The organism is Pseudactinotalea sp. Z1748, assembly GCF_049725185.1.
GTDB lineage: Bacteria > Actinomycetota > Actinomycetes > Actinomycetales > Beutenbergiaceae > CALKWS01.
This window is the reverse complement of the sequence record NZ_JBMPQB010000002.1, coordinates 40,385-64,515: the sequence shown is the minus strand read 5'-3', so window position 1 is coordinate 64,515 and position 24,131 is coordinate 40,385. Positions and strand designations below refer to the sequence as shown.

Annotated in this window: 25 protein-coding genes and 1 riboswitch; of the genes, 13 read left to right on the top strand and 12 right to left on the bottom strand. The window is 69.3% G+C overall.

The features are described 5' to 3' along the window. Nucleotides 1-2 precede the first annotated feature (2 nt). The 8 genes from ACO0LU_RS04580 to ACO0LU_RS04545 all read left to right on the top strand — a co-directional run bounded on the left by ACO0LU_RS04580 (nucleotide 3) and on the right by ACO0LU_RS04545 (nucleotide 8,619). Nucleotides 3-956 carry an ABC transporter permease gene (locus tag ACO0LU_RS04580; protein ID WP_424790247.1) on the top strand — a complete coding sequence of 318 codons (954 nt, stop codon included), beginning with the start codon at nucleotides 3-5 and terminating at the stop codon, nucleotides 954-956. Further along, the gene (locus tag ACO0LU_RS04575) at nucleotides 956-1,951 is read left to right on the top strand and encodes an ABC transporter permease (RefSeq protein WP_424790246.1); all 996 of its coding nucleotides are present in this window, start codon (nucleotides 956-958) and stop codon (nucleotides 1,949-1,951) included. The genes ACO0LU_RS04580 and ACO0LU_RS04575 overlap by 1 nt, the downstream gene beginning before the upstream one ends. Continuing rightward, nucleotides 1,948-2,790, top strand: a complete 843-nt coding sequence (locus ACO0LU_RS04570) for an ABC transporter ATP-binding protein (protein ID WP_424790245.1) — start codon at nucleotides 1,948-1,950, stop codon at nucleotides 2,788-2,790. Before ACO0LU_RS04575 ends, ACO0LU_RS04570 begins: the two co-directional genes overlap by 4 nt. Further along, the gene (locus ACO0LU_RS04565; protein WP_424790244.1) at nucleotides 2,790-3,674 is read left to right on the top strand and encodes an ATP-binding cassette domain-containing protein; all 885 of its coding nucleotides are present in this window, start codon (nucleotides 2,790-2,792) and stop codon (nucleotides 3,672-3,674) included. The genes ACO0LU_RS04570 and ACO0LU_RS04565 overlap by 1 nt, the downstream gene beginning before the upstream one ends. Next, on the top strand, nucleotides 3,671-5,374 hold the full coding sequence (locus tag ACO0LU_RS04560) for a DUF885 domain-containing protein (RefSeq protein ID WP_424790243.1): 1,704 nt from the start codon (nucleotides 3,671-3,673) through the stop codon (nucleotides 5,372-5,374). The genes ACO0LU_RS04565 and ACO0LU_RS04560 overlap by 4 nt, the downstream gene beginning before the upstream one ends. Next, on the top strand, nucleotides 5,371-6,564 hold the full coding sequence (locus tag ACO0LU_RS04555; protein WP_424790242.1) for an amidohydrolase family protein: 1,194 nt from the start codon (nucleotides 5,371-5,373) through the stop codon (nucleotides 6,562-6,564). The genes ACO0LU_RS04560 and ACO0LU_RS04555 overlap by 4 nt, the downstream gene beginning before the upstream one ends. Nucleotides 6,565-6,679: 115 nt before the next feature. Continuing rightward, nucleotides 6,680-7,987 (top strand): YihY/virulence factor BrkB family protein, encoded by a 1,308-nt coding sequence (locus tag ACO0LU_RS04550; protein ID WP_424790241.1) that lies wholly within the window; start codon nucleotides 6,680-6,682, stop codon nucleotides 7,985-7,987. A gap of 137 nt (nucleotides 7,988-8,124) precedes the next feature. Next, nucleotides 8,125-8,619, top strand: a complete 495-nt coding sequence (locus ACO0LU_RS04545; protein ID WP_424790240.1) for a hypothetical protein — start codon at nucleotides 8,125-8,127, stop codon at nucleotides 8,617-8,619. 31 nt (nucleotides 8,620-8,650) lie between these two features. Here the strand turns inward: ACO0LU_RS04545 and ACO0LU_RS04540 are convergent, their stop codons facing one another. Genes ACO0LU_RS04540 through ACO0LU_RS04530 form a run of 3 tightly spaced genes read right to left on the bottom strand, consistent with a single transcriptional unit; the run spans nucleotide 8,651 to nucleotide 11,921 of the window. Then, nucleotides 8,651-9,565 (bottom strand): carbohydrate ABC transporter permease, encoded by a 915-nt coding sequence (locus ACO0LU_RS04540; RefSeq protein WP_424790239.1) that lies wholly within the window; start codon nucleotides 9,563-9,565, stop codon nucleotides 8,651-8,653. After that, on the bottom strand, nucleotides 9,565-10,587 hold the full coding sequence (locus ACO0LU_RS04535; RefSeq protein ID WP_424790238.1) for a carbohydrate ABC transporter permease: 1,023 nt from the start codon (nucleotides 10,585-10,587) through the stop codon (nucleotides 9,565-9,567). The genes ACO0LU_RS04540 and ACO0LU_RS04535 overlap by 1 nt, the downstream gene beginning before the upstream one ends. Then, a complete protein-coding gene (locus tag ACO0LU_RS04530; protein WP_424790237.1) occupies nucleotides 10,584-11,921 on the bottom strand; it encodes an ABC transporter substrate-binding protein in 1,338 nt (445 codons plus the stop codon). The genes ACO0LU_RS04535 and ACO0LU_RS04530 overlap by 4 nt, the downstream gene beginning before the upstream one ends. A 129-nt stretch (nucleotides 11,922-12,050) precedes the next feature. Here ACO0LU_RS04530 and ACO0LU_RS04525 point away from each other — a divergent pair, with 129 nt between their 5' ends. Then, nucleotides 12,051-12,872: an NAD-dependent protein deacetylase gene (locus tag ACO0LU_RS04525; RefSeq protein WP_424790743.1), complete on the top strand. Its 822-nt coding sequence runs from the start codon at nucleotides 12,051-12,053 to the stop codon at nucleotides 12,870-12,872. A 45-nt stretch (nucleotides 12,873-12,917) separates the two neighbouring features. On the opposite strand, the gene ACO0LU_RS04520 is transcribed toward ACO0LU_RS04525, so the two are convergent. Next, entirely contained in the window at nucleotides 12,918-13,349 is a 432-nt protein-coding gene (locus ACO0LU_RS04520) for a nucleoside deaminase (RefSeq protein ID WP_424790236.1), read from the bottom strand. Between the two features lie 242 nt (nucleotides 13,350-13,591). Here ACO0LU_RS04520 and upp point away from each other — a divergent pair, with 242 nt between their 5' ends. Further along, nucleotides 13,592-14,227, top strand: coding sequence for a uracil phosphoribosyltransferase (gene upp / locus ACO0LU_RS04515; protein WP_424790235.1), 636 nt, complete (start codon nucleotides 13,592-13,594; stop codon nucleotides 14,225-14,227). Nucleotides 14,228-14,307: 80 nt separating this feature from the next. Here the strand turns inward: upp and ACO0LU_RS04510 are convergent, their stop codons facing one another. Together ACO0LU_RS04510 and ACO0LU_RS04505 are read right to left on the bottom strand one after the other, a co-directional pair. Further along, nucleotides 14,308-15,531 carry an O-succinylhomoserine sulfhydrylase gene (locus ACO0LU_RS04510; protein WP_424790234.1) on the bottom strand — a complete coding sequence of 408 codons (1,224 nt, stop codon included), beginning with the start codon at nucleotides 15,529-15,531 and terminating at the stop codon, nucleotides 14,308-14,310. Between the two features lie 5 nt (nucleotides 15,532-15,536). Further along, nucleotides 15,537-15,627, bottom strand: a riboswitch (SAM riboswitch). A 140-nt stretch (nucleotides 15,628-15,767) separates the two neighbouring features. Continuing rightward, nucleotides 15,768-16,829 (bottom strand): NAD(P)H-dependent glycerol-3-phosphate dehydrogenase, encoded by a 1,062-nt coding sequence (locus tag ACO0LU_RS04505; protein ID WP_424790233.1) that lies wholly within the window; start codon nucleotides 16,827-16,829, stop codon nucleotides 15,768-15,770. Between the two features lie 110 nt (nucleotides 16,830-16,939). Between ACO0LU_RS04505 and ACO0LU_RS04500 the strand changes: the two genes are divergently transcribed. Together ACO0LU_RS04500 and ACO0LU_RS04495 are read left to right on the top strand one after the other, a co-directional pair. Further along, a complete protein-coding gene (locus ACO0LU_RS04500) occupies nucleotides 16,940-18,022 on the top strand; it encodes an alpha/beta fold hydrolase (protein ID WP_424790232.1) in 1,083 nt (360 codons plus the stop codon). A gap of 10 nt (nucleotides 18,023-18,032) precedes the next feature. Further along, a complete protein-coding gene (locus ACO0LU_RS04495; protein WP_424790231.1) occupies nucleotides 18,033-19,493 on the top strand; it encodes a hypothetical protein in 1,461 nt (486 codons plus the stop codon). On the opposite strand, the gene ACO0LU_RS04490 is transcribed toward ACO0LU_RS04495, so the two are convergent. Genes ACO0LU_RS04490 through ACO0LU_RS04480 form a run of 3 tightly spaced genes read right to left on the bottom strand, consistent with a single transcriptional unit; the run spans nucleotide 19,490 to nucleotide 21,263 of the window. Then, nucleotides 19,490-19,993: a hypothetical protein gene (locus tag ACO0LU_RS04490; RefSeq protein WP_424790230.1), complete on the bottom strand. Its 504-nt coding sequence runs from the start codon at nucleotides 19,991-19,993 to the stop codon at nucleotides 19,490-19,492. The two genes, ACO0LU_RS04495 and ACO0LU_RS04490, sit on opposite strands and share 4 nt — an antisense overlap. A gap of 38 nt (nucleotides 19,994-20,031) precedes the next feature. Continuing rightward, a complete protein-coding gene (locus ACO0LU_RS04485) occupies nucleotides 20,032-20,595 on the bottom strand; it encodes a hypothetical protein (RefSeq protein ID WP_424790229.1) in 564 nt (187 codons plus the stop codon). Next, on the bottom strand, nucleotides 20,592-21,263 hold the full coding sequence (locus ACO0LU_RS04480) for a hypothetical protein (protein ID WP_424790228.1): 672 nt from the start codon (nucleotides 21,261-21,263) through the stop codon (nucleotides 20,592-20,594). The genes ACO0LU_RS04485 and ACO0LU_RS04480 overlap by 4 nt, the downstream gene beginning before the upstream one ends. A gap of 77 nt (nucleotides 21,264-21,340) precedes the next feature. Between ACO0LU_RS04480 and ACO0LU_RS04475 the strand changes: the two genes are divergently transcribed. Beyond that, nucleotides 21,341-21,667, top strand: a complete 327-nt coding sequence (locus ACO0LU_RS04475; RefSeq protein WP_424790227.1) for a histone-like nucleoid-structuring protein Lsr2 — start codon at nucleotides 21,341-21,343, stop codon at nucleotides 21,665-21,667. Between the two features lie 15 nt (nucleotides 21,668-21,682). Here ACO0LU_RS04475 and ACO0LU_RS04470 read toward each other — a convergent pair whose 3' ends face one another. Genes ACO0LU_RS04470 through ACO0LU_RS04460 form a run of 3 tightly spaced genes read right to left on the bottom strand, consistent with a single transcriptional unit; the run spans nucleotide 21,683 to nucleotide 24,098 of the window. Then, nucleotides 21,683-22,114, bottom strand: a complete 432-nt coding sequence (locus tag ACO0LU_RS04470; protein WP_424790226.1) for a hypothetical protein — start codon at nucleotides 22,112-22,114, stop codon at nucleotides 21,683-21,685. A gap of 59 nt (nucleotides 22,115-22,173) precedes the next feature. After that, nucleotides 22,174-23,781 carry an alpha/beta hydrolase gene (locus ACO0LU_RS04465; protein WP_424790225.1) on the bottom strand — a complete coding sequence of 536 codons (1,608 nt, stop codon included), beginning with the start codon at nucleotides 23,779-23,781 and terminating at the stop codon, nucleotides 22,174-22,176. Then, complete coding sequence (locus tag ACO0LU_RS04460) at nucleotides 23,778-24,098, bottom strand: hypothetical protein (RefSeq protein ID WP_424790224.1); 321 nt, start codon at nucleotides 24,096-24,098, stop codon at nucleotides 23,778-23,780. The genes ACO0LU_RS04465 and ACO0LU_RS04460 overlap by 4 nt, the downstream gene beginning before the upstream one ends. Nucleotides 24,099-24,131: the final 33 nt, after the last annotated feature.

Here is a 24,131-nt window from a genome sequence, read left to right as displayed (position 1 = left end):
CGATGACCCTGAGCACCCAGCTCACGGCGGAGGAACATCTCGGCCCCGAGGAGGACGCGGAGCAACCCGGCAAGCGCAGCAGCGCGATGCGACGGGCCCTGCTCCGCCCCTCCGCGGTGCTGGCGCTGAGTTTCCTGGGGATCGTGGCCCTGATGGCGATCCTCGCGCCGGTGCTCACCTCAATCAGCGGCTCGGGTCCACTGGAGTTCCACCAGGACCAGTTGGACCCGGCCCGCGGGGGCCTCCCGGAGGGGCGCTACGGCGGCATCTCCGCCGACCACTGGTTCGGTGTGGAGCCGTTGAACGGGCGCGACATCTTCGCCCGGATCGTCTACGGCGCGCGGATCTCCCTGACGATCGCGGTGGCCGCGGCCGCCCTGACCACCGCTCTGGGCGTCACCCTGGGGGTGCTCGCCGGGTTCCTGCGCGGGGTGGTCGATCAGGTGATCTCCCGGATCATGGACTTCTTGATGGCCTTCCCCGCGCTGATCTTCATGATCGCGATCCTCTCGGCGATCCCGGGCGGGAACCGGCCCCTGATGCTGGTGCTCGTGCTGGCCATCTTCGGCTGGCCGGCGATCGCCCGAGTCGTACGCGGCCAGGCGATGTCGGTGACAGAACGGGAGTTCGTCGAAGCGGCCCGAGCGGCTGGGGCCAGCAGGCTCCGGATCGTCTTCCAGGAGGTGCTGCCGAACCTGGTGGCCTCGATCATCGTGCTGGCGACCCTGTCGATCCCGAACTTCATCGCCACCGAGGCGGGCCTGTCCTTCCTCGGTGTGGGGGTGCAGCCACCCACGGCGTCCTGGGGGCAGATGGTGGCCGCGGCCGTGCCCTGGTACGCCTCCCACCCGCTGTTCTTCATCTTCCCCGGCATCTTCCTGACCTTGACGGTGCTGTCGTTCATGGTGCTCGGAGACGCCCTGCAGAAGGGTCTGGCAAGGGGGGCACAAGGCTGATGCTGACCTACCTGGTCCGGCGGCTGTTCGCGGCCGCCGTGGTGTTGTTCGCGGTGGTGCTGTTCACCTTCATCATCTTCTTCTGGCTCACCCCGGACCCGGCAGCGAGCATTTGCGGGCAAACCTGTTCGGCCGAACGTATCCACGACATCCGCACCCGACTGGGGCTGCAGGACCCGTTCCTGACCCAGTTCTGGACCTTCCTGTCCGGAATCTTCGTGGGCCGCTCCTACGGCACCGGTGCCTCCGCGGTGTTCTGCGACGCCCCTTGCCTGGGGTACAGTTTCCAAACCCGCCAGTCGGTGCTGACGATGATCGCCGACCGGTTCCCGGTCACCGCGACGGTGGCGATCGGCGCGGCGGTGCTGTGGCTGTTCGCCGGGGTGAGCGCCGGACTGATCAGTGCGGTCAAGGCCGGCAGTTGGTGGGACCGTGCGGCGATGGGCACCGCCCTGGCCGGGATCGCGCTGCCGAACTACTTCGTGGCCCTGATCCTGCAGTACCTGCTGGTGGTACAACTGGGCATCCTGCCCTTCCCCTCTGCCGTGCCCTTCGGCGATGACCCGGTGCGATGGTTCCAGGCCTACCTGATGCCGTGGGTGGTGCTCTCGCTCATGTATGCCGCGATGTACACCCGGCTGACCCGGGCCAACGTGCTGGAGACCCTCTCGGAGAACTTCATGCGCACCGCCCGGGCGAAGGGTCTGTCCCGCGGTCCGTTGCTGACCAGGCACGCCCTGCGGCCCTCACTGACCCCGGTGTCCACCCTGTTCGGGATGGACTTCGCGGCCCTGCTCGGTGGGGCCCTGATCACCGAGACCGTGTTCGGCCTGAACGGGGTGGGCAAACTCGCCTACGACGCGATCAGCACCAATGACCAACCGGTGATCATGGGCGTGACGATCGTGGCGGGTGTGGCCGTGGTGTTGATGAACATCGTGGTGGACCTGCTCTACCCGGTGCTGGACCCGCGCGTGCGGACGGCCGTCTCATGAGCCCGCGCCGCACGACCGCCGAGGCTGGTACCGCTCCCACCACCGCACCCCTGCTGGAAGTGCGGGACCTGACCGTGGAGTTCGGCGAAGCGCGCCGGGCCACCGCGGTGGTGGACGGTGTCTCGTTGAATGTGCACCGCGGCCGCACCCTGGGCGTGGTGGGTGAGTCCGGGTCCGGCAAGTCGATGACCTCCTTGGCCCTGATGGGCCTGCTCCCGGTGGGTGCGCGGGCTAGCGGCAGCGTCGTCTTCGACGGTGAGGCGCTGCTGGGCCGCACCGACGCGCAGATGCGCAGGCTGCGCGGGAACCGGATCTCGATGGTGTTCCAGGACCCGCTGTCCTCCCTGAACCCGTACTACTCCGTGGGCTTCCAGATCGCCGAGGCCTACCGGGCGCACCGCAACGCCTCCCGCAAGCAGGCCCGCGCGGTGGCGGTGGAGGCGATGGAACAGGTGCGTATCCCCTCCCCGGCGGACCGGTACGACCACTACCCGCACCAGTTCTCCGGCGGCATGCGCCAGCGCATCATGATCGCCATGGCGCTGGTGTGCGAGCCGGACCTGCTCATTGCCGATGAGCCCACCACCGCCCTGGACGTGACGGTGCAGGCGCGGATCCTGGAACTGCTCAGCGGACTGCAGGAGCAGACCGGTATCGCGATGATCTTCATCACCCACGACCTCGCGGTGGTCTCCCAGATGGCCGATGACATTCTCGTGATGCGCCACGGCAACCAGGTCGAGGCGGGCCCCGCCGAGTGCATCTTCTCCGCCCCGCAGCACGAGTACACCACCCAATTGCTGCATGCCACGCCACGCATCGATGGGCAGGTGCACTGATGGGTGAGGTATTGCTTGAGGGCCGCAACCTGGTCAAGAGTTACACCACCAGGGCCAAGGGCCGCCGGCCCGAGACGTTACTGGCGGTCGATGACGTGAGCCTGCGGGTGCACCAGGCCCAGACGTTGGCGGTGGTGGGGGAGTCGGGATCGGGTAAGTCCACCAGCGCCCGGCTGCTCTCCCTGCTCATCCCCGCCACGGCTGGGTCGGTCTACCTGGAGGGCACCGACGTCACCCAGGCCACCGACAGCCATCTGCGCACCTTCCGCCGCAACGTGCAACTGGTCTTCCAAGACCCCTATTCCTCCCTCAACCCCCGCCACGACGTGGAACGGATCGTGTCGGCACCCCTGCGCTACCAAGGCATCCGCACCAAGGTCTCCTACCGCACACGGGTGAAGGACCTGATGGCCCGGGTGGGCCTGAACCCCGATCACTCCACCCGCTACCCGCACCAGTTCTCCGGCGGGCAGGCCCAGCGAATCGGGATCGCACGGGCGCTGGCGGTCAACCCCAAGGTCGTGATCTGCGACGAGGCGGTCTCCGCCCTGGACGTGTCGGTGCAGGCCCAGGTGATCGATCTGCTCCAGGACCTCAAACGCGATCTGGGCCTGAGTTACCTCTTCATCGCCCATGACCTGGCCGTGGTGCGCGAGATCGCCGACCGGGTGGCCGTGATGCACAAGGGCAAGGTGGTCGAGGAGGGCTCGTGCGCACAGATCTTCGACGCACCCGGTCAGGCCTACACCCAGGAACTGCTCGCTGCCGTACCGCGCATCCCCACCGAATGGGATGCGGCCCGGATCCGCGCCGAGGCAGCCTCGGCAGACGAGGCAGACAACGCGGCCACCAGTCAGCGACGAAAGGACGACCAGGACCGATGAGCACCTCCGCCGGATCCAGCAGCCCCGCCGAGACCGAGTTCCGGCGTATCTCCGAGGCCGAGTGGACCTGGCGGCTCCAGGAACTCGGCAGCCAGTTCTACTGGGGACAGGAGGTCGATGCGCGCCTGCCGGACGTCTCCGCCCCGGCCTGGCTGGCCCGCGGGGAGCACTGGCGCTCGGTCAAGGAGGAACTGGCCGGCCTGGATACCGCAGCGCTTTCGGCGCGGGCCCGGGTGGACCTGGCGGTCTACCTCACCCAGATCGAGGCCCTGATCGCCCACGTGGAACACCGGGTGTTTGAGCGCCCGATGAACTCCGACACCGCGTTCTGGACCGACCATCAGGGCCTGGCCCGGGTCTCGATGACCTATGAGCAGGCCCAGGCGTTCCTGGAGCAGTTGCGCCAGTTGCCGCGTTGGTTCGACCAGCACATCGAGAACATGCGCACCGGCCTGCGCCGCGGGTTCGCCCCACCGAGGGTGGCTATGGCCGGACGGGAGGGCACCGCCCGCAGTGTGGCCGAGGCCACCAGCGCCGACCACGTCGCCTACCTGCGTCCGTTCACCGACCTGCCGGCCACGGTCGGCGTCGAACGGCGCCGGGACCTGATCTCGGCTGCTACCGCCGTGATCGAGCAGACGGTGATCCCCGCCTACGCCGCCCTGCTGGACTTCCTCCTCACCGAGTATCTGCCCGGCCTACCCGAGGACGTCTCGGTGGCCGCCACCCCCGGCGGCACCGACTTCTACCGCGCCCAGTTGCGCGAGTACACCACCACGGACCTGGACCCGCAGGAGATCCACCGCATCGGGCTGGCCGAGGTCGCCTCGATCCGGGCCGAGATGGCCCAGGTGGCCGAGGAAGCCGGCTTCGATGACGCCGCGACGATGCGGGAGTTCATGCGCACCGACCCCCAGTTCTACGTGGACACCCCCGCCCAACTCCTCAAGGAGGCGGCCTGGCAGTGCAAACTGTTCGACGCCGTCGTCCATCAGTTCTTCGGGTTGGTCCCGCGCGGCCGGTTCGGCATCATCGAACCGCCACCGGACCTGGCGCCCTACTACACCGCCGGCCGCGGCGGCCGGGACCGGTACACGCTGAACACCTACAACCTGCCCGCCCGGCCGCTGTACGCGCTGCCGGCGCTGACTCTGCACGAGGCGGCCCCGGGGCACGCGTTCCAGAGCGCCTTCGCCGCCGAGGCCGAGCAGAACCCCGACTACCGGCGGGAGGTCTACATCTCCGCCTACGGTGAGGGCTGGGCGCTGTACTGCGAGCGCCTGGGGGTGGAGATGGGCATCTACCGCACCCCGTTCGAGATGATGGGGATGCTCAGTTACCAGATGTGGCGGGCCGCCCGGCTGGTGATCGACCCCGGGATCCACGCCCTGGGCTGGAGCCGGGAGCGGGCCCAGGACTTCCTGCGGCAGAACACCGCGTTGTCCGAGCACGAGATCACCACCGAAGTGGACCGCTATATCACCTGGCCCGGCCAGGCCGCCTCCTACTACTTGGGACAACTGGCGATCCTGGAACTGCGCAGGCACGCTGAACGCACCCTCGGTGAGCACTTCGACCTACGGCACTTCCACGACGTGATCCTCGGTCTGGGCAGCGTGCCACTGGAGGTGTTGCGGACCGAGGTGGAGCGGGCTGTGGCCGCACGGGCCACCCGCGTGCACAACGACGGTGCACGATGAGTGGGGCGCTGACGATCACCGATGCCGCCGTCCTTGACGACGGACGGGTCTCGACCGCGTCGATCAGAGCGGTCGATGGACGCATCGAGGCAGTCGGCGCGGTGGATCCCCAGGACGGGGACACGGTGGTGGACGCACATGGTCGCACAGTGGTCCCCGGGCTGATCGACGCCCACTTCCACGCCTACGGCATCGGACTGGACGCCTTCGGGATCGACCAGACACCCATGAGTTATGTCGCGCTGGCCGCAGGTCAGCGCCTGCGCCGGGCTCTGGGCCGGGGGTTCACCACCGTGCGTGACGTGGCCGGCGGGGACATCGGTCTTGCCCGGGCGATCGAGGCCGGGTTGATCGCCGCGCCGCGGTACTTCTACTCCGGCGCGGCCCTGAGCCAGACCGGGGGGCATGGCGATCCTCGTCCGGCCGATGTGGGTTCGTGCGCGTTGTCCGCGCACATCACCGAGGTGGTCGACGGCGTGGACGCGGTGCGCACTGCCGTCCGGGACCGGCTCCGCACCGGGGCACACTGCATCAAGGTGATGGCATCCGGCGGTGTGGTCTCCCCCACCGACCCGATCCGGCTGCCGCAGTACTCCGAGCAGGAACTGGAGGCGATCTGCACCGAGGCCGCCCGACGGCACAGTTACGTGGCCGCACACGCTTACTCCCCCGAGTCGATCGTGCACGCCGTGCGAGCCGGTGTTCGCACGATCGAGCACGGCAACCTGCTCGATGCTGCAGCCGCACAGGAGATGGCCATGCACGGTGCCTTCCTGGTTCCGACGCTGGTCGCGTACGACGCGATGAACCGCCGGGGCGCTGCGGTGGGGCTCTCCGAGGACGGTCAGGAGAAGAACCGGCAGGTCCTCCACGCCGGCCAGGAGGCGATCACGACCGCTCGCGCCGCCGGGGTTGCGATCGGATTCGGCACCGACCTGATGGGTGACCTGGAGGACGACCAGCTCCTCGGGTTGCGCCTGCAGATCGAGGCCGACGGCGTGGACAACGTGCTCCGGTCGGCCACCAGGGTGAATGCGGACATCCTGGGACGGGAGGACCTGGGCCGGATCGCACCTGGCGCCGTGGCGGACATGATCATCCTTGATGCCGATCCACGCACCGATGCTTCGGCGCTGTGGGACGAGGCGCGTCCCCGCACCGTGATCCGAGCGGGCGCCGTGGTGGGCTGAGTCCCCGGACTTCTTTGCCGGTCGCAGTTTGGCGCCGTCGGGTATGTCCGCTCCTCGCGGCGCGATGACCGTGCCATCCTGAGCACACCAGTGCGCGTGGGAGCGGGGAGTCGTCGTGTTGTTCGTGGCCGTAGTGCTGACGGGCTTCGTCGTGGCGGCCACCTTTCGCCGGTTCTCCCCGATGCGCACCTGGCTCAGTCCGGCCGCCACCACCATCCTGTCGGTCTTCGGCTCCTTCACCTCCGGGCTGAGCCTGATGGAAGTGACGCACGCGCCGTGGCGACCGGTGATCAGCCTGGGCGGGGCCGCTGCCGCAGGTCTGCTGCTCTCCCATCTGGGCGCGGCGATCAATCATTACGGACTCGAACCACTGCGCCGGTACCGGGCCGCACGCGCCCCCGAGCGGGACCTGATGACCCGTATCCAGCACCGGGTGGAGAGCCGGGAGGACCGGGAACGCCGGATCAACCTGGTCTCCTTGACCTTCCGTTCGGTGCGCCGGGCCCAAGAGGTGCGGGTCACCGGTCTGGCCGCGGAGATGACCTACTACGGCCTGATCTCCCTGGTGCCGCTGGGACTGGCTCTGGGCTCCAGCCTGGGCTTCCTGGAACGGATCCTCGGCCCGGAGCAGGTGGGGCAGATTGAGGAGAGCCTGATCGAGGCCGTGGCAACGATCTTCGCCTCCGACGTCACCGATGAGGTGCTGGTGCCGTTGATCGAGGGGCTGCTCGCGCAGGAGCGGGCCGGGGTGGCGATCGGATCGGTCCTGGCGGCGCTGTGGCTGGCCAGCAGAATGTTCCGCGCGGCGATCCGCGCACTCGACGATGCCTACGCGGTGCAGGAGCGCCGCGCATTCCTGAGCCTGCAGGCGCTCGGTCTGGTGCTGGCTTTCGGTGCGGTCATCACGCTGTTGGCCCTGGTGGCGATGGTGGTGGTGGGACCGTTGCTCGGCGGCGGCCGGGAGATCGCCGACCAGTTCGGTCTCGGCGCCTTCTTCGAGATCGCGTGGGGCGTGCTGCGCTGGCCGGCGGTCGCGGCCGTGGTCGCGCTCTACCTGACCATGTTGTACCGGTACGGGCCGAACGTGGACACCGTGTGGACCCGGTGCCTGCCCGGTGCAGTGCTGGGCACCATCCTGCTGATCGGGATCTCCCTCGGTTTCGGCCGGTACCTGGCCTACACGGGCACCTCGGTGCTGGACGGGGACCCGATGCAGGACTCGGCGGTCCAGGCCGCTGCGCAGACCGTCGGGTTGGTGCTCGCCGGGGTGCTGTGGATGTGGTTGAGTTCCATCGCCCTACTCACCGGAGGGGTGCTGAACGCCGAACTGGAGCACAAGTCCGGCCGGGACGCCGCCGAGCAGGACGCCGCCGGTGGCGCCGGAGAGCGGGGCAACCCCGCCCCGGATGCGGCCCGCACATGACGGCTGTCACGGCCGGCCCGGGTCGGATGCACGGCGACCCCTGAACCTGCGCACTACTGACGGACCGGTTCGGCGGGAATGCTGGTGTTATCCCAGCAGATACCGCCACCGGTGGTCCGAGCCCCAAGGAGCCAGACATGGACCAGATCGTCAATGACATTCAAGTCTTCGTCGCCGACCTGCCACCGGCTATCTCGGTGCTGGCCGTCGCACTTCTGGGCGTGGTGCCGTTCGTGGAGTCCTACCTGGGCACAGCGATCGGCAGTGTGGCGGGCGTACCTCTGCTGCTGGCCTATGGTGCGGCGGTGGTGGGGAACGCCGGTGCGGTGCTCATCGCGAGCCTCGCCGGGGGCGCCGTGGCCAACCGGCGGCACAACAAGCCTGCCGCATCCGACTCCCGCCGGGCCCGGGTCGTGGCCCGCACCGACAAGTACGGGGTACCGCTGGCCTCCCTGCTGGCCCCGACCGTCCTGGCCATCTCCCTGACCACGTTCATCATGGTCAGCGTCGGCTACGCCCGCACCCGTGTGGTGATCTGGCAGATCATCGCCGCGATCGTGTGGGGCGGTCTGGTTGCCGGCAGCCTGGCCGGCGTGGGATTCCTCACCGGGTGGGGGCCCCTGGCGGGGTGAGGCCGCCGTCGTCCAGCCGGACGCCGGGCGGCTACTCCTTCACCGCACCCGCTGTCAGCCCGCCCCGCCAGTAGCGCTGCAGCACGATCATGGCGATAGCCAGGGGAATCACCGACAGCAGCACCCCACCGGTGGTGAGTTCATAGAACTCCGGCAGTCGATCCACCTGCGCCAGCCAGTTGTTCAGCCCCAACGTGATCGGGTAGAGGTCCTGGTCGGCCAGCATCACCAGCGGCAGGAAGTAGTTGTTCCAGATACCCACGAGCTGGAACAGGAACACGGTGACCAGTGCCGGCACCATGGCCCGCAACCCGATCACGTGGAAGATCCGCAGTTCCCCCGCACCGTCCATCCGGGCGGCCTCCATCAGGGAATCCGGCACCGTGGCCGTGGAGTAGATCCGGCACAGGAACAGCCCGAACGGAGAGACCAGGGAGGGGATGAGCACACTGGCGTAGGTGTTAGCCATCCCCAGTTGGCTGAACAGCAGGAAAAGTGGCAGGGCGGTAGCCGTTGCCGGCACCAGCACCCCACCGAGCACGATCCCGAACACCAGTTCCCGGCCCGGGAAGACGTACTTGCCCAGGGCATACCCACCGGCGGCGGCGAAGTAGGTGGCGATCAGACCACCGACACCGGAGTAGAAGACCGAGTTCGCGAACCAGCGCACGAAGATGCCGCCGTCATAGGTGAGCACCTGGGTGATGTTGGACAGCAGGTTGATGTTCTCGGCGAACCAGAACCCGTTGGTAGCGAACAGGTCCTCGGTGCTCTTCGTGGCTGCCACGACCACCCAGTAGACCGGGACCAGGAAGTACAGTGCCGCCACCACGAGCAGGCCCGTGACGATGATGCGCGACTGCGGGGTGCCGCCGGGCTTGGCCTTGTTCTTGGCGCGGTCCTGGCGCCGGGCCGTGCGCGCGGAGGTCGGGGCGAGCGCGGTCATCAGAGCTTCTCCTTCCGGTTCACCAGGCGCAGGAAGGTGAAGGACAGCACGAATGCTGCCAGCGCGATGATGACTGACTGGGCCGCCGCCACCCCGTAGTCGTTGTAGTTGAACGCGGAGTTGTATGCCGACAGGTTCGGGGTGTAGTCGTTGTTGATCGCCGGGGAGACGCTCTGCAACACCTGAGGTTCGGCGAAGAGTTGCAGGGTGCCGATGATGGAGAAGACGGTGGCGAGCATCAGCGCCGGCCGGATCATCGGCAACTGGATGGACCCGGCGATCCGCCAGGTGCCGGCGCCGTCCATCCGGGCCGCCTCGTAGATATCACCCGGGATGGATTTGAGTTGGGCGACGATGATGAGCATGTTGTAGCCGGTGTAGGTCCAGGTCACGATGTTCGCGATCGACCACAACACCACTCCGGGGCCCAGGAAGTCGATGGAGATCCCCACCGCCTCGGCCACGTCCACGACCGGGCTCAGACCGGGCAAATACAGGAACGACCACAGGATTGTGGCGATCACCCCCGGCACCCCGTAAGGCATGAAGTACGTGGCCCGGAAGAAAGCCGGCCATCTCGCCGAGGCGGTCTCCAGCAGCAGCGCCAGCACCGTGGCGAACACGATCATCACAGGTACCTGCACCACGCCGAACAGCAACACCCGCCCGATTGAGGCGACGAACTCGGCGTTGTCCAGGGCCGCCGCGTAGTTGCCCACACCGGCGAAGGTGGAGCTGATGCCCTCCTCCCCGAACAGGCCCTGGCGCTCCACCCGGACGAAACTCTGCACCACCGCGTAGGCGATCGGGAGCAGGAACGCGAAGAAGAACACCACCACGAACGGGGCCAGCAACAACCACGGCGCACGCCGCATCTGGGCGTTGCGGTGGGTTCGTCCACCACGGGCCGGGCGCACACCTGCGCTCCGCTCACCGGCCGCGTCCTCGCGGGCGCTCGGGCGCTCCCCGGTCGCGGTGCCCGATCCGCCCGGCCCGGTGCGCCCCGGTTCGGCGCGCTTCATGCCGACCTCACATTCAGGCCGGTATCGGCGAGCACCTTCACGGTGGCTTCCTCGGCCTCGCGCATCGACGTCACGAAACTCTGCCCCGCCGTCAGTTTGCGCCGGAACCCGTCGCCGAGGATGTCGAAGACGCGCTGCGTCGTCGGTGCCCAGGTCCACTCCAGGTTCTGCTCATCGGAGGCCGGCACGAAGACCTCCTCGTTGTAGTTCTGCCCGCCGAAGAACTCCGACGGCTCCATCCGGGAGGAACCGATGAAGTCCGGAGACGGCGACCAGCCGATGCCGCAGTGCTCGATCATCGCGTCGATCCCCTCCTCGGATGTGGTCATCCAGATGCAGAAGTCCAGCGCCTCGGCCGGGTAGCGCGTATTGGCCATCACCGCCGCGGTGGACCCACCGAGGTAGGTCGACCCGAAGCCCTGGGCCCAGTTCGGCATCCGGGCCACCTGCCACAGTCCCTCGGTGGCGGCTACCCCTTGGATCAGGGCATCGGCCCACGAGGCGCCGGTGGCCGCGAAGATCTGATCGTTACCGGCCGCGGCGAACCATCCCGGGGAGTAGGGGCCGAAGCCGGTGTGCAGCAGGTCCTCGTCCACGGCACGGTCGAAGAAGTCCGCGACCTCCAGGGTGGCCTCATCGGTCATGTTCACCACCCAGGAATCGCCGTCGATCTGCCACCAGTTCGCTCCCGCCTGGGTGGCGTAGGCGGCGAACGGGGAGGTGTCCCCGACGTCGAAGGCCTCCAGGTACGCCCCGGTGGCGCGGACCTCGCGGGCCAGTTCCAACCATTCCTCCCAGGTGCCCGGTGGTTGCGCGCCGATGGAGTCGAACAGGTCGTGGCGGTAGTAGAAGCCGACGGGGCCCGAATCCTGGGGCACCCCGAACATTCCGTCGTTGAAGGTGATCTGGTTGATCAGGGCCTCGTCGTACCGGTTGGTGACCTCGCCCATGCCGTACCGCCCGATCTCCACCAGGCCGTTGACCAGGAGGAACGCGGGAATCTGACGGAACTCCACCTGCCCGATGTCCGGGCCGCCGCCGGAGGCGAGGGCGGAGAAGAGTTTCTGGTACCCACCGGCGTTGCCGCCCTGGATCCAGACCGCCTCCACCTGCACGTCCGGGTTGGCCTCGTTCCAGATGTCGCAGACCACCTGAAGGTCCTTCAGCCAGGACCAGTACGTCAACCGGATCGGACCGTCCGCGGGGGGCAGCGTCGGGCCGTCGTTCGGGTTGGACGTGGCGGGCGCGCACCCAGCCAGCCCCAGCGCTGTGCCGGCCCCGAGCCCCAGACCCAGTCCGAGGAGGTGTCGTCGAGAAATGTCAGGGGAGATCATGACCCGCCTCCGTCGCCTTCCGTGCCATGGCCGTCTGGTGGACGATATCGCCGGGCACTTCCTTACGCACGGCGAGCACCCGGCACCTCACTCGCCGCCCCGCAGCCGTAGGCTTTCGGCGTGAGCGACATGACGGACGAACTGGTGGACCTGCTGCGCGGCAGGCAGTGGACGGCTCTGACCGGTGCGGGGATGTCCACCGACTCCGGAATCCCCGACTACCGGGGCCCGGACTCCCCGCCGCGGACCCCGATGACCTACCAGCAGTTCGTGTCCGACGACGGCTTCCGCCGCCACTACTGGGCCCGGAACCACGTGGGCTGGCGGCACATGCGCACCACCGAACCGAACCGTGGGCACCGGGCACTGGCCGCCCTGGAGGCCACCGGACTGGTCAACGGGGTGATCACCCAGAATGTGGACCTACTGCACCAGGCCGCCGGCTCGAAGCGGGTGATCGACCTGCACGGTCACTACGACGCCGTCATCTGCCTCACCTGCGGCCATCGGATGACACGCACCGAACTGCACCGCGAACTGGAAAAACTCAACCCTGGTTTCGCCGATGACGTCAGCGTCGCCGACGTGGAGATCGCCCCGGACGCCGACGCGGTGATCGAGGCCACCGAGGGCTTCCGCGTGCTGCCCTGCCCGGTGTGCGGGGGGATCCTCAAGCCCGACATCGTCTACTTCGGGGAGAACGTCCCCAAGGACCGGGTCGCCCGTGCCTACGCGATGGTCGACGACGCCGAGGCCTTGGTGGTGCTCGGCTCCTCCCTGGCGGTGATGTCGGGTCTGCGGTTCGTGCGTCACGCCGCCAGGAACGGCCGACCGGTGGCGATCGTGAACCGCGGCAGCACCCGGGGTGATGCACTGGCCGACGTGCTGGTGCCCGCCGGCACCTCCGAGACACTCACGGCGCTGGTGGCCGCGCTACCGGCCCCCTTGTAGCGGACCGGACCGGCCCCATTGCTCGCCTCTGGGAAAGCGGGCCGCTCAGCGCCGCTCGGCGAAGAAGTCCCGCAGCAGTTGGGCGCACTCTGGGCCGAGCACGTCACCGGTCACCTCCGCTCGGTGCGGCAATCTGGAGTCGCGAACGATGTCACGGGTGGATCCGCACGCGCCCGCCTTTGGGTCCCAGGCCCCCAGCACCACCCGGGCCACCCGGGCCAGCACCGCCGCCCCGGCGCACATCGCGCACGGCTCGAGCGTCACCACCAGCGTGCACCCGGTCAGGCGCCAACTGCCCATCGCCCTCCCGGCCGCGCGCAGGGCGAGGACCTCGGCATGAGCCGTCGGGTCGGCACTGGCCTCCCTGGCGTTGTGCCCGACGGCGACCACCTCACCCTCGGGGTCGAGCACCACCGCCCCGATCGGCACGTCACCGGCGGCGCCGGCCGTGGCTGCCTCGCGCAGGGCCAGGCGCATCGCGGCCGCATCGCCGGGCCGGGGAATGGATGGATCGGCAGTGGGATCGGCACCCGGGCTGCGGCTGCGTCCCGCACCCCCACGCCTGCCGGCCGCACCCCCATCGCCGCGGTCGGCACCACCCCCACGACTGCGGTCGGCACCTGCACCCGCGGTCGGAGCGGTGCCGGTGTGATCCGAACCTGATTGCTGAGGGCCCGTTGTCATGGTGGCCAGTGTGCCTGGTCGGTAGGTTGGGCGTCATGCGCCTGCACGTAGTCGAGCACCCATTGATCGCCCACAAACTCACGGCCCTGCGGGATGAGCGCACGCCGTCTCCCACGTTCCGCCAACTCACCGAGGAGCTGGTCACCCTGCTGGCCTATGAGGCCACCCGGGAGGTGAGCACCGAGCCGGTGCGGATCTCCACCCCGGTCACCTCCACCATCGGTACCAGGATGGCCGATCCACAGCCGATCGTGGTGCCCATCCTGCGCGCCGGACTGGGCATGCTGGAGGGGATGACCCGGCTGCTGCCCACCGCGGAGGTCGGGTTCCTGGGCCTGCAGCGCGATGAGGACACCCTGGAGGCGATCACCTACGCCAACCGGCTGCCCGATGACCTCACCGGGCGGCAGTGCTTCGTGCTGGATCCGATGCTGGCAACCGGCGGCACCCTGGTGGCCTCGATCGAGTACCTGTTCGAACGCGGTGCCCGCGACGTGACCGCAATCTGTCTGCTCGCCGCACCCGAAGGGCTGGGCGCGGTGGAGGATGCTGTGGGGGATCGCGCGGACGTGACGATCGTGACTGCCGCGGTGGACGAGGGCTTGAACGAGAAGGCCTACATCGTGCCCGGCCTGGGCGACGCCGGCGACCGCCTCTACGGCGTCGTCTGACCCGAGAGCCCGCTGACTTCGCGGCATCCACCGTGATCGCGCGCCACCTCGCACCCGAGGTCAGGGCATCTGCCGCGAAGTCAGCGCAGGGCCTGGTCGAGGTCGGCGCGCAGGTCCGGCACGTCCTCGAGGCCTACCGACAGGCGCACGGTGGCGGGGGTGACCCCGATCGCGGCCTGACCGGCCGCACCCAGCTTGCGGTGCGTCGTCGTGGCCGGGTGGGTGGCCATCGACTTCACATCGCCCAGGTTGTTGGACAGGTCCACGATCCGCAGGGCGTCCAGGACCGCGAAGGTGCGCTCCTTGACCTGCTCGGCAGCACCGGCGCCGTCGGCGGCCACATCGAAGGTGACCACGGTCCCACCGCCGCTCATCTGTTCCTTGGCCAGCACCTGCTGGGGGTGGGAGTCCAGGAGCGGGTACCGCACCGAGGCCACCCCGGGATGCCCCTCCAGCCACGTGGCCAGTTCCCGCGCCGCCGCGCTCTGGGCCCGCACCCGCAGGGCGAGCGTCTCCAAGCCCTTCAGGAGCACCCAGGCATTGAACGGGCTGAGGGTGGGACCGGTGTTTCGAATGAAGTCCTGCACCGGGCCGCAGATGATCTCGCGCGGGCCCAGCACCGCCCCGCCCATCACCCGGCCCTGCCCGTCGATGTGCTTGGTGGCCGAGTACACGATGATGTCGGCGCCGAACTCCAGGGGCCGCTGCAGCACCGGAGTGGCGAACACGTTGTCCACGATCACCAGCGCACCGGCGCGGTGGGCCAGCCGTGAGACCGCAGCGATATCGACCAGGTCCATCATCGGGTTGGAGGGGGTCTCGAACAGCACCAGGTCAGCCGGGGTGGCCAGGGCCCGCTCCCAGTCCTCGATCCGGTGGACATCGACGTAGTCGGTGCTGACCCCCCACTGGCCCATGATCTGGTCCAGCACCACGAAGGTGGACCCGAACAGCGCCCTGCCGGCCACGATCCGCCCGCCCTGTTTCACCAGCGGGGCGATCGCGGCGAACAGCGCGGACATCCCGCTGGCGGTGGCGTAGCAGGCCTCCGCTCCCTCCAGCAGGCGCATCCGTTCCTCGAATGCGGCAACGGTGGGGTTGGAGTAGCGGGAGTAGGTGAAGATGTCGAGTTCACCGGCGAAGGCCGCCTCGGCGTCGGCGGCCCGTTCGTAGGCGTAGCCCTGGGTGAGGAACATCGGCTCAGCGATCTCGCCGAACTCGGTGCGCTGCTGGCCGCCGCGCACGCCCACGGTGGCCGCTCCCACACCCTCGGGCAGGGAACATCGGGGTTGTGGATCGCTCATGGCTGCCTCCATCGTTCCTGGCGGTAGCACCGTCCGTGCCGGCGGGGGTTGCTGCAGCGTCGTCGAGCCAGATCTCTCGGCTGCTCTGGATGGTCGCGCGCCACGCTACGTCCCGACACCGGGCCGGCCAACGTCGACCCCGGGCCGTCCCACACTGCGAGACGCCCAGAGTGCACGACGCCGGCAGGCCGCGACGCCGGCTGCGCGTCACCCCCGCAGCGCGCGTGAACCCCGCGTCAGCGCATCCCGCCGAAGAAGTCCTCGAACGGCATCGCCAGTGGCTCATCGTGGGCGATGATCCCGTACAGGTGGCGCAGCAGCGGGAACTCCGCGGCCCCGATCACCTCGCGCTCGGTGAGCTTCTCGATCGCCGCCCCGATCACCTCGATCGCGGCCGCCCCCTCCAAGGTGACGCCCTTCATGTGCTGGTCGCGCACCTCCGAGAACGGCACCCCCGACCCCACGTAGCGACCGGCCCGCACGTTCCGTCCACCCATGGAGGTGACGAACATGTCTCCCACACCGGCCAGACCGGTGGTGGTCTCCCGGTCCCCGCCGAGCAGTTCGATGAACCGCAGCATCTCCCGGGTGCCCTGGGCGAACACCGCGGCTCCGTAGTTGTACCGGCGGTATTGCGCGGCGCCCATGCCGGCGGCGTCGAGCAGCCCCTCCATGAACCCGGCCGCGAAGGCGTAGACATTCTTGGTGGCGGCGCCGACCTCATGCCCGATGAGGTCGGTGGACGTCCACACGTGATAGGAGTCGGTGCGGAACATACGCGCCAAGGAGTCCAGGGACTCCTGATCGGTTCCGGTGAACACCACGGCGGTGTCGTGCTCCACCGCGACCTCCCCGGCGATGGAGGGTCCCACGATCGCCGACCACGTCACCTGTCCGGACAACTCGGCGCCCACCTGCTCCATCAGCACCTCGGGGAGGATGCGCAGGTTCCCCGCCTCATCGGCGTCCATGCCCTTGGTGATCGAGAGCACCCGCATCCCGGGCCGCAGCAGAGCGCTCAGTTGCTGCCCGGCCCAGGCCACCCCGAAGGAGTTCACCCCGCTGATGGCCACCTCGGCCCCCTCGAACGCCTCCCGCGCCTGCTCCAGCTGGAAGGCCGTGACCCCCTCCGGTAACGCGATCCCCAGGTGCGGGTGCACGCCGGTGCGCTGGATGGAGTCGATGATCTCGGTGTCCAGGTGGGTGCCCACCAGGTGGACCCGATGCCCGTTGCGGGTCAGCGGCACGGTGAGGGCGGAGGCCATGATGCCGGCCCCCAGGATCGCCACAGCACTCATGCGTTATCTCCTCCTCGGTCGCGGCACTCGACCCCGCGTGCGCGTGCCGAGTTCTGGCTGGAACCAGCGTACTCACCACCCGCCCGCGGCTCAGGTGTGAGGATGGGGTGGTGAGCACCTCTCCCGATACCTCGTACCCGGCCGACGACGACGGGGCCTCCGGTGATGAAGGCACCTGGGTTCCCGACGTCCTCGGAGAGCCCTGGCGGGCGCGCACCCTCAGCCTGCGTCCCGACGGCTGCGGAACCCCGGTTGCCACCCTGGTGCGCCACCGGGCGGGGCCAACGGACCGTCGCCGTCACCCTGAGGCGGCGGTGCTGTATCTGCACGGGTTCGCCGACTACTTCTTCCAGGCCGAGCACGGCGCTGCCTGGGCCGCGCGTGGATACCACTTCTACGCCCTGGACCTGCGCGACCACGGCCGCTCCATCGGCACCGGGCGCCGGCCCGGCTGGTCCAACGGGATCGGCGTACACGCCGAGGAGATCACCGCCGCCGTGCGTACCATCCACGCCACCGGGGTTGCTCAGGTGGTGCTGGTAGGCCACTCCACCGGCGCCCTGATGGCCGCGCTGTACGCCGACCGCAACCCCGCCCTGATCGACGCGGTGGTGCTGAACAGCCCGTGGTTCGACCTCAACCGGCCGGCACCGGCGCGCCGTCTCCTGCGGCCGCTGGTGAGGATCCTGGGCCGGGTCGCCCCGCACCTGGTGGTCAGCACCCTGGACGAGGGTTACGGGCGCAGCGTGCACGCCGAATCCGATGGCGAGTTCGACTACAACCTCCACTGGAAACCGCTCGCGGCCTTCCCGGTGCGCGCCGGTTGGCTCGCGTCGGTGGTCCGGGCCCAGCACCGGGTCCGGCGCGGTCTGGACATCACTGCCCCGGTGCTGGTGTGCACCAGCGGCGCCTCCGGTCATCCCACACGCCCGAGCCCGGAGGACCTGGCCCGTACCGATGCGGTGCTGAAGGTGGAGGACATGACACGCTCCGCCCCGCTCCTGGGCACGCATGTGCGGGTGCACCAGTTCGAGGGCGGTCGGCACGACCTGGCGTTGTCCGCCGAACCCGTGCGGACCGAGTACACCCAAGCCGTCCTGGACTGGACCGACGACCAACTCCGCCGGCCACGCTGGACCCGCTCACCGCCGCAACGAACGGTGCGAGACGGTCGTGGTTCCGTGCGTCGCTAGAGTCACCCGCATGGCCCAGCACGCCGATCCCAGCGCAGATCGCTCGGCGCCCCACACCCGTGCCACGGTGCTGCTCGGGTTCGACCTGCTGCGCAACACCGGCGCGCTGCTGCGCCACCATTGGCTGCCGCTGACGCTGATCGCCCTGGCCGCGCACCTGGCCCAGCACTACCTGATGGAGTTGGTCATCCTGATCGCCCGCGCCGGAGCGGTGCCGGGGCTACTGGCGCTCTCACTGGTGCCATTCGTGCCGATGCTGGCGGTGGTGGGCATGTTGCTCGTGCTGCGCCGCCGGTCCGGCCACGCCTCTCCGCTGGCGGACCTGATGGCAGCGGTGGCCGCTGTCCTGGTGCCGTTCCTGGTGGTCTACCAGAGCGGCGGCGGCCTGGAGGACGACATGCGTGCCTACGTCAGCAGGGGATTCGACGACGATGTGGGCCGCACCGAGGATCTCGCCGATCTGGACACCGTCAGCCGTCTCCCGGTGGCGGAGTCGGTGACGGTGCTGCTGGTGGTCTTCACCGCCGTGCTGGTGCGGGTAACGGGGATCCGCCTGGTGCGGACCCGCACCCTGTGGCGCAGCAACAAGGACCGGCGCCGGATGGGCCTGCAGGTGGTGGTGGGCTACGCCGAGATCGTCTGGATCGTGCTGGGTGCCTACGTGGTGACCTACGTGGCCTCCGAGTTCCGGGCCTGGTGGAGCGGGCGCCAGGTAGCACAGTGGTTGCGCGATATCGGGGGCTGGATCGAGGGCTTCTGGCCGGCATTCGGTCTGGTGGCTCCCGCAGCGCTGGAGTGGACCCAACTCGTCCTCGCCGGGGCGGTCACCGCCATCCTGGTGCCGGTGTCGTGGCTGGCGATCGGCGTGATCGTCTACGGGGTGCAGGCCACCGACGTGGTCGGGGTCCAGGACCTCATCCGGCTGCGCCGCACCAGCGCCGCCTTCGCCAGGGTGGCTGCCCGGGTGGGGATGGCGCCGATCGTGCGGGCCTGGAAACTTCTCGGGGCCGCCGATGGACGGTTCACCGCCCTGATCGGTGCCACCGCAATGATCCTCAAGGCCGGATGGACGCCGGTGCTGACGTTCTGCCTGGCCTACGTGAGTATCTCTCAACTGCACTACCTGGTGTGGGGTGTGGCCGGACGAGTTGCTCCCCCCCTCGACGGTGCCCAGTGGCGCTCGCTGTCCGCGCCGATCGCCATGCTCAACGACACGCTGGTGCTGATCCTGTCCACCGCGCTGCTGGCCGCGAGCGCCGATGCGTTGCTGACCAAATTCGGGGCGCCCTCCTGGCTGCGGTTGCCGCCGCGCTCCCCCACCTGGGCCACCGACCTGGCCCGGCTTCCGCGGCCCGAACCGGCCGAACTCCTTTCCGGCGGTCCCCCGCGGCCGGTGCCACCACCCCCGCCGTCGGAGCCGGCGCGCCCGGAAATCCCACCACCGGCCACATCGGCGCCGTCCCCCGGCTAGCCCGCTGGTAACTCCACGTAGTCGGGGTTGAGGTGGAACTGGCTCTGCACCCGGATGTACCGGGGCTGGGCGTCATCGGGGATCAGGACCATGAAACGCTGAACGTCCTCGACCTCACTCGTGCCGTCCTCGTCCTGACAGGTCGGCACGGAGGTGTAGCCCTCCACCCCGGTGGGCACGTGCCGGCCGATCTCGTAGAGCCGGCCCTGCGTGTCCTCCACGTATACCCGGCAGTTGGCCACCTCGCTGTGCTCGATGTGCAGTCGCAGCGCGATGTGCCAGTAGTTGTGCCCGTCCATGGGGCTGACCTGTTCGGACCAGGTCTGCACCGACTCCAGCAGCGCCACATCGGCCACGGAGGCACGCAGCCCGTTGGCCTCGGCGACACCGTCCTCGTCGGGCACCACCGCCACGCGCGGCCGGGAGTCCCAGGCGGCCCGGAAGTGCGTACTGGTCTGCCACGCGGCAACGAGGGCGACGATCGCCAGCAGAGCACTCATGACGCCCACCGCCCGGCGCGACCACACCCGGCCCGCCCTCATCGCCGGCCCCCCGGCAGCAGCTCGCGGCGCGCCAGTTCCACCGGACCGGGCTCGACGTCACCGGGGTCCAGGTACACCTGCGCCCGGCCGAACCGGACCGGGGCATACAGCCAGCGCGACTCGACGTAGATCTCCAGGGCCATCTCCCCCAGGGCGTCGGCAGGCACCTCGAAAGCGACCTCACCGCGCTGCCACAGGTCCGGTTCGGCCAGCCACAACCCGGTGGGGGCTCGCCCGGATACCTCGAACTGGCGGCCCTGGTCATCCACCAGCACCATCGAGCTGACGAAGACCTCCCGCTCGTCGGTGGCATAGGACAGGTCCAGCACCACCCACAGCCCCGAGGTAGCGAGCGTCTCGCCCCCGGAGCCGGTCAGGGCGGCCACCGGGCGCGCCTCGTGCAGGTGCACCGTGACCGGGTGCACCCGGGAGTCCTGGCCGAACTCCACCGTCGTCGGGATCTGTGCGGTGGAGACGCGGCCCTCCTCCCACGCGTTCACGACCATCCCGGCGGCCACCACCGCGAGCGCCAGTAGGGCGGTGAGCAGCGCGCGTCTCACCGTTCCTCCTCCTCCACCAGCGCCGGGGGCACCGAGCCGGTGCGACTCAGGTGCACCTGACCAACGCGTTCGCGCTCGTACCAGGTCTCGGACTCCAGTAGGAAACTCCAGGCCGATTCCAGGTCGGTGAGCTGCACCGTGATCTCATCCGGGATCGCCTCGGCATCAGAGACCGCGATCAGGCTCACCACCTGAACCTCCAGCCCGGGCGCGAATCTGGTGGCCAGGCGGCCGTCGTCGACGCGCAACACCTCACTGTGATTGGGGTGGGCCACATCCTCATCGGGGGTGACCACGCCCAGACCCTCGGGCAAGGTGGTGACGCGGCGGTTCAACGAGACGGCCTCGGTGTGGGTACCGCGCACGGTGAGCACCAGCCCCAACCACGCGTCGGCACCCTCCGGCAGGTACCGGGAATGTACCTGGTCGGAGACGAAGTAGGTTTCCAGCGCCAGGTCATAGGGCCCCACCGCAATCGGCTCGCCGGGCGGGAGGGCGGGAAGGTCACGCACCGGGGCGGGGGCGAACCCGCCCACCAGGCCGGCCATCAGTGGCACCACCACGACCATCCCGATCAGCACACGCCGGGGCCACGTGGCCACCAACCACCCGATGAGTTGGCGCACCGAGATGTCCCCATCGATGGCGGCCAGATCCTGACCCGACACATAGTGCAGGGTAGAGGATCGCTCCGCTGCGCGGAGCCCTATGATGGGCGCACACACGACCATCTGGGACGAGGAACGTGAGCCGAAAAACCGTCGTTGAGTTCATCGACGACCTCGATGGCAGCCATGCCCACGCGACCGTGCGATTCGGGCTCGAGGACCAGGTCTATGAGATCGACCTGTCCGAGAAGAACCTGGCTGCGCTGAGGTCTTTCCTGGGCCCCTATATCGCCTCGGCCCGCAAGGTCCGCGACGGCGTCGCCGAGCCCGACCTGGTGCGCATCGAGACGAAGGTCGACCCGCAGGCGGTGCGCAAGTGGGCGCGCTCGCGCGGGATAGAGATCCCCTCCCGGGCCCGCATCCCGCAGGAGATCATCGATCAGTTCCGCGCCGCCGGGTACTAACACGCCCCGACTCCCTCAAGCCTGGGGCACTTCGGCGGGACCGGTGTAGGGCTCACCGGTCCACTCGGCCGGGCCGCTGCGCACCGACAGCACGGTGGTTGTTCCGCTGCCGAACCGGTAGGTGTGCCCGTCCGGATGGCGTCCGGTGAAGGCGATCCCGTCAGTGGAGTCCTGCTGGATCACCAGTTCGGTGAAACCGAACCGCTTCCCGGTCCTGGCCACCGTGTCAGCGGCCGAGCGCCGTAGCGAGGCCGGATACGCGCCGTCGAAGTAGATCGTGCCCAAGGAGACCGTCTCGGCTTCGGGGCGGTCGCCGTCGTCGGCCGCTGCCCGGGTGAAGGCGGGCACATTCGGTGCCACCTGCCAGTCCCTCGGGCCGAACCTGTGCCCCAACTCCTGCAGGATCGCGGCCCGAAAGCGGCTCAGGTGAGTGATGACCTGCTCCATCGAGTGCCCTTGCACCTTCGGTGTCCTCTCCGCGTCCGCGTGCCCGCCATCCATCGCTCTCACCACAACGGCCTACTGAACCAGTCACCGATGCCGCGGCCGTGATGCTGCACGGCGTGCTCGGATTGCCCGGCCAGGATCTGGGCCAGGTTGTACTGGCTGGTGGAGCCCTCGGCGAGGTAGGCGTTATGGCCCACCGACTCCGAATAGGTGGTGCCGCCGATCTCCTCCTCCAGCGCCGACAACCCGGTTACCCCGTCCATATGGGAGGGGTCGCGACCGAACCAGCCGGTGTCGGCGACCACGTCGCGACGGGCCTCGATCATGTAGGTGGAGCCCTCCGGCACGTCTAGGTCCCCCACATCGGAGGTGCCGATACCCGGGGAACCGAACATCACCGCCGCGTCGGCGCCGGTGGCCTCCTGCAGCGCGTACCCGGTGACCACCGACCCATAGGAATGGGCCATCGGCACCAGGTGCGCCGGAGTTTCCCGCGAGGCTTGCACACCGCGCATGAAGGACGCCAGGTCCTGCGCACCGGCCTGGGCCGGGCCGGCCGAGACCACGCTGCGGGAGGGCAGCAGCAACCCCAGGTCCGCCTGGGGTGCTTCATAGCCCAGCCAGGTGACGGTGGCGACGGAGTTCACGTTGCCCTGGCGCAGCGACTCGGTGGCGGCGACCTCGGCCAGGGAGGCCATCGAGGAGTCGTAGCCGGCCAGGGAGTCGCGCACGCTGGAGGTGAACCCGGGGGTGAAGACCCCCACGGAGTCGGCGGTGTCCACATCGCCCACGGCCACCGCCGCACGCAACTCATGATCACCGGTGATGTCGAGGGTGAGCAGTTGGCGCCGGCCCCGGGTCAGCACGGAGTCGATCGCGTCCACGCCGTCGAGCATCTTCTGCACCCGGGCCGCTTCGATGAAGAAGGCGGGGTTGGAGGGATTGGCCAGGGCCAGGTCCAGCAGCCGGTCATAGGAGGCGGCCAGTTCGCTCCGGTAGTGCGGCAGCAGCATCCGGTTGGCCTCGTCGCGGGCCCAGCCCGGGATCCCGTCCAGGTTGCCGACCCACGCCGGGTGTTCGACCAGGACGTGCTGCTGGGCAGCCGGATCCATCTCGTTCCACCACCGGGCCACCTCCCGCTCATTTGCCCCTGCCGGCGGCGGTGCGACCTGCGGGGCGCTCGCTTCCGGTCCGGAGGTCCCGAGCGAGGCGGCCGCGGCGTGCAGGGCCCGGGCCAGGGCCGCATCGGACTCCGCGGCGTTGCTGAGCACCTGGGTCAACCTGTCCGCGACCTGCTGCACCGGCGCCTCGTCGGTGTCGGGGTGCACCATCCCCGTCACCAGGTCCACCCGGCACCCACTCCCGGTGGCGTAGTCGAGGGTGTCGGACAGCTCACCCAGCACCGCAGTGACTTCATCGGCGGCAGCATCAAGCGCGGTGATGACACCGGAGAGTTCCTGCACCAGCTGCTCCAGGGTGTTCTCCAGTTCCCGCTGGGCGGTAGTGGCCGCGGCTGCGGCCCGGCCGGTCCAGGACGACGGCGGCGACGCAGCGGCAAGGTCATCCAGGCAGCCGAGCAGCATCCGACGCCGAGCGGTCAGCCCGTCAGCCACGCCGGCGAGGGCATCGGCCCGCCAGGTGCGCACCTGGCCCGGAGTCAGGCTCATTGCGGCATCGGGCCGGTGAGCCGGGCGCTCAGGTGCTGCTGGGTTTGTGCGCTGGCCCGGTCCACGTCGTCGTAGTCGCCTGCGGCATCGGTCAGGTTCTGGCTGTGGGCGGTGGCAGCCTCGGCCCACCGGGAGGTCGCATCCTCCCAGGTGGTGGCCAGTTCCCCGGCGACGTCGGCGGAGCGGCTGCCGGGCAGTGCCTGGGCGATGGCGGACAGGTGGTCGTGCACGCGGGCGACCCTCAGCATCTGGGCGACCTCGTGCACCTCGCCGGCGGTGCTGCGGACCTCACCGGCGTCCACCTGCACCTCGGTCACGACCAGCCTCCCTGGTAGCCGCCTAAGGGAAAA